The organism is Paraburkholderia tuberum STM678 (assembly GCF_902833905.1).
GTDB classification, from domain to species: domain Bacteria; phylum Pseudomonadota; class Gammaproteobacteria; order Burkholderiales; family Burkholderiaceae; genus Paraburkholderia; species Paraburkholderia tuberum.
Genome location: NZ_CADFGP010000068.1, coordinates 23,719 through 34,778 on the forward strand (window position 1 = coordinate 23,719; position 11,060 = coordinate 34,778).

General features: G+C 63.0%; 11 protein-coding genes. 3 read left to right on the top strand and 8 right to left on the bottom strand.

Features of this window, described 5'->3' with window-relative positions; translation table 11 throughout:
- Positions 1 to 9 precede the first annotated feature (9 nt).
- The 7 genes from HWY30_RS35105 to HWY30_RS35135 form a co-directional block, all read right to left on the bottom strand.
- Positions 10 to 723, bottom strand: a complete 714-nt coding sequence (locus HWY30_RS35105) for an ABC transporter ATP-binding protein (protein ID WP_018423559.1) — start codon at positions 721 to 723, stop codon at positions 10 to 12.
- Positions 720 to 1,529 carry an ABC transporter ATP-binding protein gene (locus HWY30_RS35110; protein ID WP_090807237.1) on the bottom strand — a complete coding sequence of 270 codons (810 nt, stop codon included), beginning with the start codon at positions 1,527 to 1,529 and terminating at the stop codon, positions 720 to 722. The genes HWY30_RS35105 and HWY30_RS35110 overlap by 4 nt, the downstream gene beginning before the upstream one ends.
- Entirely contained in the window at positions 1,526 to 3,478 is a 1,953-nt protein-coding gene (locus HWY30_RS35115) for an ABC transporter permease (protein WP_090807239.1), read from the bottom strand. The genes HWY30_RS35110 and HWY30_RS35115 overlap by 4 nt, the downstream gene beginning before the upstream one ends.
- 171 nt (positions 3,479 to 3,649) lie before the next feature.
- Complete coding sequence (locus tag HWY30_RS35120) at positions 3,650 to 4,234, bottom strand: amino acid synthesis family protein (protein WP_027195794.1); 585 nt, start codon at positions 4,232 to 4,234, stop codon at positions 3,650 to 3,652.
- Between the two features lie 50 nt (positions 4,235 to 4,284).
- Positions 4,285 to 4,875 carry an amino acid synthesis family protein gene (locus tag HWY30_RS35125; RefSeq protein ID WP_090807241.1) on the bottom strand — a complete coding sequence of 197 codons (591 nt, stop codon included), beginning with the start codon at positions 4,873 to 4,875 and terminating at the stop codon, positions 4,285 to 4,287.
- Complete coding sequence (locus HWY30_RS35130; RefSeq protein WP_090807243.1) at positions 4,851 to 5,789, bottom strand: UPF0280 family protein; 939 nt, start codon at positions 5,787 to 5,789, stop codon at positions 4,851 to 4,853. Before HWY30_RS35130 ends, HWY30_RS35125 begins: the two co-directional genes overlap by 25 nt.
- Positions 5,790 to 5,813: 24 nt before the next feature.
- Positions 5,814 to 7,403 carry a 6-hydroxynicotinate reductase gene (locus HWY30_RS35135; RefSeq protein WP_090807245.1) on the bottom strand — a complete coding sequence of 530 codons (1,590 nt, stop codon included), beginning with the start codon at positions 7,401 to 7,403 and terminating at the stop codon, positions 5,814 to 5,816.
- Between the two features lie 289 nt (positions 7,404 to 7,692).
- Here HWY30_RS35135 and HWY30_RS35140 point away from each other — a divergent pair, with 289 nt between their 5' ends.
- Positions 7,693 to 8,385: a TetR family transcriptional regulator gene (locus HWY30_RS35140; protein WP_090807247.1), complete on the top strand. Its 693-nt coding sequence runs from the start codon at positions 7,693 to 7,695 to the stop codon at positions 8,383 to 8,385.
- A 418-nt stretch (positions 8,386 to 8,803) separates the two neighbouring features.
- Here the strand turns inward: HWY30_RS35140 and HWY30_RS35145 are convergent, their stop codons facing one another.
- On the bottom strand, positions 8,804 to 10,051 hold the full coding sequence (locus HWY30_RS35145) for an ISL3 family transposase (RefSeq protein WP_090807249.1): 1,248 nt from the start codon (positions 10,049 to 10,051) through the stop codon (positions 8,804 to 8,806).
- Between HWY30_RS35145 and HWY30_RS35150 the strand changes: the two genes are divergently transcribed.
- Together HWY30_RS35150 and HWY30_RS35155 are read left to right on the top strand one after the other, a co-directional pair.
- Positions 10,050 to 10,481, top strand: coding sequence for a hypothetical protein (locus HWY30_RS35150; RefSeq protein ID WP_090807251.1), 432 nt, complete (start codon positions 10,050 to 10,052; stop codon positions 10,479 to 10,481). The genes HWY30_RS35145 and HWY30_RS35150 overlap by 2 nt on opposite strands.
- Before the next feature lie 77 nt (positions 10,482 to 10,558).
- Complete coding sequence (locus HWY30_RS35155; RefSeq protein WP_244145127.1) at positions 10,559 to 10,990, top strand: tlde1 domain-containing protein; 432 nt, start codon at positions 10,559 to 10,561, stop codon at positions 10,988 to 10,990.
- Positions 10,991 to 11,060 lie beyond the last annotated feature (70 nt).

An 11,060-nucleotide genomic window follows, 5' to 3' on the forward strand; every position in this document is an offset into this window, starting at 1 on the left:
CCGATGAATTCACACGCTCAGATAAGCGCGCCTCACTGTTTCGTTCCGTGCGAGTTCGCCGATCGTCCCGCTGAAACGGATCTGCCCTTTCTCGAGCACATACGCGCGGTCGCTGACCAGCTCAGCGAAGTGCAGATTCTGTTCGGATAACAGAATGGATAGCCCTTCGCGTTTCAGTTCGAGAATCATGTTCGCCATCTGCTCCACGATCACCGGCGCGACGCCTTCGGACGGTTCGTCGAGCAGCACCAGATACGGATTGCCCATTAGCGTGCGCGACACGGTCAGCATCTGCTGCTCGCCGCCGCTCATCTGGCCGCCGGGGCGCTTCGGCATTTCGCCGAGATTCGGAAACAGGCGGAACAGCTTGTCGGGCGTCCATTGCGGCGCGCCTTCGCGCGGCGGCTGGCGGCCCGTGTCGAGGTTTTCCATCACCGTCAGGTCCGCGAACACGCGGCGGTCCTCGGGCACGAAACCGACGCCCATGCGCGCGATCTTGTACGGCGCGAGCGCGCTGATGTTCTGGCCGCGAAACGTCACTTCGCCGTGGCGGCGCGGCAGCAGTCCCATCACCGCTTTCATCGTCGTCGATTTGCCGGCGCCGTTGCGGCCCATCAGCGCGACCACTTCGCCCCGCCCGACTTCGAGGCCGACGTCGAACAGGATGTGGGCGCGACCGTAGAACGCGTTGAGGCCGGAGACTTTCAGCATCGGTTCGCTCATTGCAATGCTCCACGATCCCGCGCGGTGCCTGACGCGTCTTGCAGTGGCGCGTGCGGCCGGAACGTCTTGCCGGTGCCGAAATAGACCTCCTGCACGCGCGCGTCGTTGCGGATCGTGTCGGCGTCGCCTTCGGCGATCAGCTTGCCGCGCGCGAGCACGATCATCCGGTCGGCGTACGCGAATACGACGTCCATGCTGTGCTCGGTGAACAGCACGCCGATCTCGTGTTCGGTCACCAGCCGCTTGGTCAACGCCATCAATTCGTTGCGCTCCTTCGGCGCCATGCCGGCGGTCGGTTCGTCCATCAAAAGCAGCTTTGGCCGGTTCGCGAGCGCGATCGCAAGCTCGACGCGCTTCACGTCGCCATACGCGAGCACGCCGCACGCGCGCTTCGCGTGCGCGCCCATGCCGACCTGTTCGAGCAGCGCGAACGCTTCGTCGGCATGGTGCGAGCCCGCTGGCTTCCAGAGGCCGAAGGTCTTTTTCTCGCGCGACACCAGCGCCATTTGCACGTTTTCGAGCACCGTCATCGAGTTGAACGTCGCGGCGATCTGGAACGTGCGGCCGACGCCGCGCCGCCAGATATCGCGCGGCCGCATGCCGACGAGTTCGTGACCGTCGAGCAGAATCGAACCCGACGACGGCTGCAACTGGCCGTTGACCATGTTGAAACAAGTCGATTTGCCCGCGCCGTTGGGGCCGAGCAGCGCCAGCAGTTGACCCGCTTCGAGATCGAATGAAACGTTATCGACCGCCTTCAGTCCTCCGAACGATCTCGACAGACCGCTTACGCGCAGCAGGCTCATAGCCCCTCCTTGACCGCGGCGGCCCGTTGCGACGGCGACGCGGCGCCGCCGTTGGTCTTGTCGGCCTGATCGCCGTTCGCGTCGCCGAAACGCTCGCGAACGAAGCCGACGATCCCCTGCGGAAACGCGATCACCAGCAGCAGGATCGCGAGGCCGAGCAGCGCCTGCCAGTAGTCGGTCTGGCGCGCGACCGTATCCTGCAGCCACGTGAACACGGCCGCGCCGACGATCGGCCCGCTCAACGTCTGCAAGCCGCCGAGCAGCACCATCACGAGGCCATCGACCGAGCGGCTCACGCTGATCACTTCGGGCGAGATGTTGCCCTTCGAAAACGCGTACAGCGATCCGGCGAGTCCGCAGAACAACGCCGCGATCACGAACGACGCCCACTGAACCCGCTTCACGTCGATGCCGATCGCCTCGGCGCGTAGCGCGGAATCGCGCGACGCGCGCATCGCATAGCCGAGCGGCGAGAACAGCATGCGGCGCAGCAGCCACACGCCGAGCACCGCGCACGCGAGCGTCAGGTAGTAGAACGCAACCGGCGACGACAGCCAGTTCGACGGCCACAGGCCTAGCACGCCGTTGCTGCCGCCCGTCACGTCGTCCCACTGGAACACGACCGACCAGACGATCTGCGCGAATGCGAGCGTCAGCATCGCCAGATAGACACCAGACAGGCGCACGCAGAACCAGCCGAACACGAGCGCGCCCACCACCGCGAGCAGCGGCCCGAGCAGCAACGCGGCTTCCATCGGCAGATTCAGCACTTTGAGAAACAGCGCCGCGCCGTAAGCACCAAGTCCAAAGTACGCGGCATGGCCAAACGAATGCAGGCCGCCCGGACCCATGATGAAATGCAGACTCGCCGCGAACAGCACCGCAATCAGGATTTCAACCAGCAGCACCGGCATGTACGGGTACGCGTTGGCCGCGAGCGGCGCGAGCGCGAGCACCAGCAACACGAAGGCGGCCAGCCCCTTCAGACGCCTGCCCGCCGGACGCAATGGCGTTTCCGGCGTACCCATCGCGCGCACCGCGGCGCTCGCGCGGCCGAGCAAGCCCCAAGGCCGCACCACCAGCACGACCGCCATTACGACGAATTCGGCCACCAGCGTGAAGCGGCTCAGCGAAAAACCGATGCCGAAGATCGTCACGTGCCCGATACCGATGCACAGCGCCTTGATCTCGGCGATCAGCAACGCCGCGACGAACGCGCCCGGAATCGAACCCATGCCACCGACCACGACGACCACGAACGCATTGCCGATCGTCTCGAGGTCGAGCGACAGGTTCGCCGACATGCGCGGCCCTTGCAGCGCGCCGCCGAGTCCCGCGAGAAACGCGCCGACGAAGAACACGCCGGTAAACAGCCACGCCTGATTGATGCCGAGCGCGCCGAGCATCTCGCGATCCTGCGTCGCGGCGCGCACGAGCGTGCCCCAACGCGTGCGCGTCAACGCGTACCACAGCAGCAGCAAGACGACCGGACCGATCACGATCAGCGCGATGTCGTACGTGGGCAGCGGATGGCCGAGAAAGTCGACCGCGCCCGCGAGATGCGGCGCGCGCGGGCCGAACAGATCGTCGGGGCCCCAAAGCCATAGCGCGGCGTCGCGAAAGATCAGCACGAGCGCAAACGTGGCGAGCAGATGGAATAACTCCGGCGCCTGATAGATCCGCCGCAACACGACGATTTCGACGAGCGCGCCCAACACCGCGACCGCGAGCGCGGCGGCGAGCACCGACAGCCAGAAGCCGCCCGCCGTGTGGCCAAAGCGGCTCGCGATGCTATACGCTACGTAAATGCCGAACATATAGAACGAGCCGTGCGCAAAGTTGACGATGCGCGTCACGCCGAAGATCAACGACAAACCGGCGGCGACCAGAAACAGCGTCGACGCGTCGGCGAGTCCATTGACCAGTTGTACCAGCAGATTCGAAAGCATCGCGACCCTCGGCAGCTCGCCGAACGGCGCGCGCGCAACATGCGCAGCGGCCCGATCGGCGGACGTTGCAGCGCGGGCGGCACCATGCGCGCCCGCGTCAACGGCAGGACACTACCAGCGAAACAACCCGCGCAACAAGCGCAGGCAAAAAAGCGGCGAAAAAGCGATTGTTCAGCGCAAACCGTCTTCGCCCTTGATCTCGCTCGCCTGCAGGCCGCCGATGCGCGGCAGCGGCCGGCCCGACGCGGTCACCGCGACCGCCACGACGATTTCGTTCGCGCGCGGCGCATCGGCCACGCGCGCCTCGATCGCGTCGAAATGGCTGCGCACGTAGGCGGCGTCCTTGTGGCCGAGCGGCACGTCGATCGCGGTGCCGAGCGTGCCGATCTTCTTCGCCGACGGCACCAGCGCCGCGCCCTTTTCGACCGCCGCGCGCAGCGGCGCGCCGAGCTTCGGATGCAGGATCGCGGCCGCATGTTCGAGCTCGCCCGCCTCGCCGACGATCGCCGCCTTGCCGTAGCTTTGCGCCTCCCCGGGCGCGATGCCCAACGCCTCGACGCAGCGCTTGCCGAGCAGCGCGCCGAGTTCCTCGCCAGCTTCGATCAGCGCGTCGAGCTTCGCTTCGTAGCGGCCCGCATACGGATTATCGATCACCGCAATCGCGACCGCGCGGCGCGCGGGCGGCTCGACGGTCTGGCCCATTTCGATGCGTGTTTCGTCGACCTGCACGACCAGCTTGCGAAGCCTGATTGCCATTTGCGCTCTCCGAGTTTCGTTGCCTTGCTGTATGGTTGCCGCGCGCCGCTTCAGCGCAAGCCATCCTTGCCGACGATCGCCTCTTTCGCGAGGCCGCCCACCCGCGCATGCACGCGGTGCCCCGTGCTCATCACGAGGATGTAGACGATCTCGTCGGCGGCGGGCGCGCCGGGCACGCGTACTTCGATCGCATCGAAGTGGCTGCGCACGTAGCTCGCGTTGACATGCGTGAGCGGCACGTCGAGCGCGGTGGACGGCGCGCCGACCTTCTTCGTCGACGGTACGATCGCGTGGGTCGGCACGCCGTGCTTTTCGAGCAGCTCGCGCATCGCGTAGCCGCCGGGCACATGCCATAGCGCGCCGTGCTCGAGTTCCCCGCGCGCGCCGACGATCGCGCCCTTCCCATAGCTTTCGATCGACGCATGCGGCACCGCCATCGCCGTCAGCAGCCGCTGCGCCATCTCGAAGCCGAGCGGCTTCAGCGCTTCCATCGCGGGTTCGATTTTCGGCTCGTAGCGGCCCGCGAACGGATTCGTCATCACCGCGGCGATCGCGCCTCGTCTGAGCGGCTGCGCGGGCGCGGGGCCGAACTCGTGAAAGATGTCTTCGACGTGCGTCAGCACGCGGCGTATTTCGAACACGGAGCCTCCGTTGTCAGTGAAGCGCGCGTGGCGGACAACGCGCGTGAATCGTCGATGCCGGTGACCCGCGCCCGTCCTTGCAGGAACAGCGCGGCGCCTTCGATCAAACCCTGGTCGCGCAACCGCTTCGCGACATCGACGCCGCGCGCGAGCGCGAAATCGATCAGCGGCTGCGGCAGACGCGGCACGTCGACGGTCACCAGCAGATCGCCGAGATCGCTATCGTCCTTCAGCGACGACGCCGGACGCCGCACGATTCCCGCATGGTCGAGATCGACCGCGTTCGCGATCATCGTCGCGGCGGCGTCGGCGCTCGCGGCATCGCGCGCGAGCACGGTCACGCTGTCGGCGATGCCGAGACTGAAGCTGCGGCCGCGCCAGCCGCTCGTCGCGACGCCGCGAATCGGCTGCCGAGCGTCGAGCGTCAGATGCGCGTCGAGCGCAGGGTCGTGCGCGAAACGCGTGCCCGGAATTTGCGCGAGGTCCGCCAACACGCCCACGCGATACTGCTGCCCCGCCGCGAGGTGCAGCGCGATGTCGCCGCCGTTGTTGATGAAGGCGCGCGCGATGCCGTCGCGCGCGAACGCGGCGATCAGTTCGTCGGCGACGCTGCCCGCGACCGCCGCCATCGGCGTGATGAAGCTCGAACGATGCGGATGACACGCACGCCACATACGCGTCGCGACCGGCCCTCGAAGCGGGCAATCATGTCGTGCCGCCACAGCCTGCACTGGTTGGCGAAGCACGTTCAATTCCCGGACCAGCTCCTCCAGCACAGGACTGAAGCGCTCCCAGCATGCGTCATATGCGGCACGCACCGCGTCGGGCTCGCCGTCGGCGCCGAGGATCAGGTCGATCGGCCCGTGCTGCCAATGCCAGCGGTGTTCGTCGAGGCGGGTTCGGGTGGGGGTCATCGCGTGATTTTTTAGTCAGGGTGCTTAACCGGACATTGCAGGCGGCCACGGATTGTCCGGATCGCGAGCCAGCGTCCGCCGCGCGAGCGGCGCGCCTTCCGTATGCGTCGGCCCGCTCGCGAGCACGCTCTGCAACGAGCGCACCGCCTCGACGTGGCCGCCGAGATCGCGGTACGTGTCGTACGTCATCGTGAATTCGATCGGCGCGACGAGCGCCGGTGTCGGCACCGTGCCGAACGAGCGGTCCGGCATGCGCGTCACGTCGACCATCACGGTGATGCCGCCGCCCGGCCACACATAAGCCGGCGCGCCGCCGCACGTGACGTTGACGAGCTTGCGCTTGATCGCGCGCGTGAGCAGCACCGGATTCTCGGTCGCGCCGGCGCGCAGACTGCCGCCCGCGCCGCCGAGAAACAGCACCGTCGCGAGCGACGGCTCGCAGTTCTCGCCGATCCGCTCGACCGTGCGGCGCACCGCGTCGGGCATCGGCGCGATGCGCGGCACGAGCTGTGCGTCGAGTTCGTACCATTGCGCGTGTTCGCCGGTCGTCGAGACCATCAGCACGCGCATGCCCGGCTTCGCGACCGACGGATCGAATCCTTCGACGATCGCGAGCGGGTCCTGAATGTCGGTGCCCCCCCAACCGGTGCCAGGATTGGCAACCTGGAAATAGCGGCCCGGCGTCGATTTGCGGCCGCGTATCTTGAGTCCCGAGCGCGTCATGCCGAGGCAGCGGCCCGCCTGGTGCTCGGTCAGCACGCCCGTAATGTGATCGTCGACGACCACCACCTCATCGACGTGGCCGAACCATTGCTTCGCGAAGATACCGATCGTCGCGGAGCCGCAGCCGACGCGCATGCGCTGCTCCTCGACACCGTCGACGATCGGCGCGACGCCGGCGCGAATCACGAGACTCGCGCCGCCGTCGATACCAAGCTCGACCGCCTCCTTGTTGCCGAGCGCGAGCATCATGTCGCAGGTCACGCGGCCTTCTTTCTTGCTGCCGCCGGTCAGATGATGGACGCCGCCGAGGCTCAGCATCTGCGAGCCGTATTCGGCCGTGCTCACGTGACCGACGATCTCGCCGTCGCAGCGCACGTTGGCCTGTTCGGGGCCGAGAAAGCGGTCGGTGTCGATCTTCACCTTGAAGCTGCAATAGCTGAAGATGCCTTCGGTGACGACGGTGACCATGTCGACGTCGTCGAGCTTCGACGCGACGATGAACGGCGCGGGCTTGTAGTCGGGATAGGTCGAGGAGGCACCGACGCCGGTGACGAAGAGGGCCGGTTCGACGGTGCTTTGGTCGGCGGCGGGGGGTGCGCCGAATTCGATCGTCGCATTTGCCTGATCGGCGTCGGCATCATCCGCACGCGACAGAAACACCACCGGATCGACGCGTATCAACCGTCCATCCGCATTCGCATAACGGTCGCACGCGCCGGTGCGCCCTTCCGAGATCTGGCACAGCACCGGACACGCATTGCATTCGATCTTGTTCGCGGCCATGCGCTCGCTGCGCGGCGCCGACTTTGCGAGCACGGTTGGGCCCGGCGTCGACGCGGTATCGCGATCGACACTCTCTGCACCGAAATCGACCTTCGTATGTTCCGTCATCGTGGGGTTCCGTACGACATCACAGGCGCGACATGGCTGGCGGTGCTGCGTGGTGCGCGAATCGTCCCGGTTTCAGGGCACTTCCGCGTGGGCCGCCCATTTTCATGTTGCGGTCACTCACCGTTCATGTAGTATCTTCTACACCAAACTCGATTGAAATCTACTCGATCAAAATCGACTGTGCAACGTATTTTCCGTCACGCGGGATCATGGTGCAATGCGGCATCGGCGTGCCGAGTCTGCGCGCCCGCCGTTCAAACCTACGCTGACAACGAGATCCGAGACCGTCATGAGCCCAACCGCCGCTCGCAAGCCGGGCGCCATCGGTATCCGCGCGAAACAGGCGCAGGACACGCGCGCCAAAATCCTGAAGGCGGCCATCAGGGTGTTCGCGAAGCAGGGTTATGCAAGCGGCCGCATCGAAAGTATTTCGAAGGCCGCGCGTTCGCACGACCGGATGATCTATTACTACTTCGGCAGCAAGGAGCAGCTGTTCATCGAAGTGCTGGAGACGATCTACACGCAGTTCAACGAAGCGGAAAGCAAACTCGATCTCGATCTGCGCGATCCGGTGCATGGCCTCGAACAGATGGTCGAGTTCGTCTGGCAGTACTACCTCGATCACCCGGAGTTCGTGACGCTGCTGTCGAGCGAAAATCTGCACCAGGGCAAGCATGCGAAAAAATCGCAGAAGCTCAAGGAGATTTCGGGCTACGCGATTTCGGTCGTGCAGAGGCTATTGGAGGCGGGCCGCGCGCAGCACGTGTTTCGCGCCGATATCGCGGCGCGCGACGTGTATCTGATGATCGCGTCGCTCGGCTATTTCTATAACGCCAATCAGTACACGCTCGGCGCGTTTCTCGGCGAGCCGCTGATGGACGAGGCGGCGCTCGCGCATTGGCGCGAGGTGATCAAGGAGACGGTGTTGCGCGCGGTGTGCGTGCAGGTGCCGGTGAGCGTCGTAGCGACGACTACCGCATAAAAAATATCGGCGCCCGCCGAATTCGCGAATGAATGCCGTGCGGATTCCTTCGATACCAATCCTGAACGGCGCGCATTCCTTCACAACGGTAACAGACGTTTTCGTTTTGCGGCTTTCGTTTGCTGCGGTTTTCGTGGCTTGAGGCTTCACTTCGCCGACCTTCGTAACGTCCGGCTTTTGCACATTTGCGTTTTGAACGTTCGTTGCGGCTGCATCTTCGCGTTCTTTTTTGTCGCTTTGATTCGCATTCTTTACATTGTGTGTTGCGCCGGTAATCGTTGCGGCGTGGTTCTGTTTTCCCCACAAATCGGCCCCATACTCATATTCGCCGTGATCTTTCGCGATCAATTGCACTTGCCTCTGTCGGCTCGATACGCGGATGCAGATCAAACTGACGTATATCTTAAAAATTGGTTCGTCAGTAGAAACTATGGGTGCATGGAGGCTCGGGAAGTTTTCCAAGTGCATGATAAAGCGCGATTTCTGTCGCCCTGAAGGTTCGGAAGCCGTACGCTTTTCTCATGGTCACTTTCGCTTTGTTGTTCAATCCCTCGACCACCCCGCTGGAGAACTGTTTTCTTGCCCGGAAATAGTTGAGGATCAGCTCCCGGTGGGAGCGCACCGTGCGGGCAAACTTCTTTATTGGTTCGATGCGTGAACGCATGACGTCGGTGCACCATTGATCAAGGAATTTGCCCGCCCACGTCGGGGAGCTATAGTCCCAGAGTTGCTGGAACTCTTCCTTGAGCAACCACGCGCGTACGGTGCGCAGATTGTATTGAAGGACGTCTTTGAGGCGGGTGCGTTGCTTGCCGGTGAGATTCTCGCGGCGCTTGAGCAGGCACCAACGCGATTTCTTCAGCACCGGCTCGTAACCATCGCGAGTCATGCGCCGGGCCTCGTCCGCACGAACTTCGTCGATCGCCTTGTTCATCTTCGCGACGATGTGGAAGCGATCGAGGATATTCAGTGCATTGGGGCAATGACGCTCAATCATTTCGAGATAAGGCTTCCACATGTCCGAACACACGAATTCAACCTTCTCACACAGCTCCTGTCCGATCATGGCAAAGAACTTCGCAAAGCTTTCCTTCGTGCGCTCCTGTCCGACCCAGAGCAGTCGCGTGCACCCGGCCTCGATCTGGTAGACGAGCGTGAGGTAATTGTGTCCTTTCCCATACTGGATCTCATCGACACCGAAAGCGCTGATCGTTCCGAGTTCCCGGTGATCCAGCCCCCACTCGACAACCCATTGCACTGCGTTGAAGACCTTCTCCCAACTGGTTCGAAAGCTGAGTGCGGTTTCTTTCCAGGACAACTTGCGAGCCCATTGCGCCAGGAAGATCATGTAAGCGCGGGTGAGCGTGTGCTTGCCATTGGCCCACGGCAAAGCTTCGACCTTCACGCCACAGGTACGACAATCGACGCGCCGCATGGTATAGAGCAGATACACGGCAAAGCCCCAGACGGGGATAAACTCGAAGCGGTGCTGCGTGAGCGAGTCGTAACCCCGCGCAGGCTGGTTACAGCATGAGCAAATCGGCTTCGAACCCTTGCGCGGCCGAACGTCGATCTCGATGGATTGGGTTGCCTCGCACAGCCGTGCACCTTCATATACAAAGCCGGGAAAATGATGACAGGCGTTAAGCAGACGGGTCAGCAACATGGTAAGAAAGCTCAGAACCGGCAAGGACAAAGCCGCCATTGTCACCGAACAGCAAGCGCTCGCGCTGTACGTCCCAGATCTGCATAACTGGCCTGCGTCGTGGCGAGTCGACGATGAGGATATTTCGACTGGACGGGAAATCGTTGCCATACTCACGCCTTTCCTTGAGCATCTCCTGACCTTGGGATACGCACGCAAGACATTGCTTCGGCACCGCGATCACATTTGGATGCTCGGCGGCGAAATGATTCGACGCCGCCATGAAAATCCTGATCGCCTTGCCATCCCGGCGGAAACCCTCCTGGACGAACTCATCGAAGAAGATGGCGGCCCCCTCATTTGGCCAGCTATCTCCGAGTCAGAACAGGATTCCTTTGATGCAACATGTCGCAAGCTCTATCAGTATCGGAATCGAGCTTCACCTGGCTAGCCGCGCACAATAATTCACCCACAGATTCCGCCGACGATCCTAAAAATTGCGGGCAGCCAGATGATCTGGTGTAATCGTTGGTTCGTACAACCAATGAGGAAAAGACGATGGTGTGGATTTACAAGCATGAGAGCCACTTGTTGTATCACAACGACAAATTAATCACGGATAAGGGATATTCCGGCAAGGGAGAGCACAAGAATAAACACAGTAGCCAGTATGTCCGCGACTGGGGACCAATCCCCGTTGGCCTGTATGAAATTACGGCACCGTTTCCGCACCCTAAAACTGGACCGTTCTCGATGCGGCTTAACCCGGTTTGCGGAACGTGCTTAGGCGAACGTTCCGCCTTCATGATCCACGGCGACAGCCAGACCGATCCCGGCAACGCGTCAAATGGATGTATCGTTCTGCACTTGCCATACCGCAAGCAAATCTGGAACAGTGGCGACAGAATGCTTAGGGCAACGCTGATTAAGTCCACCGAATGTGCGCCTCAAGCGTTATAGAGCGCACAGGAAACGACAAACGCAAAACACGATGAAGCAACAAACGCTCGCGATGGCCGCAGATCAAGGT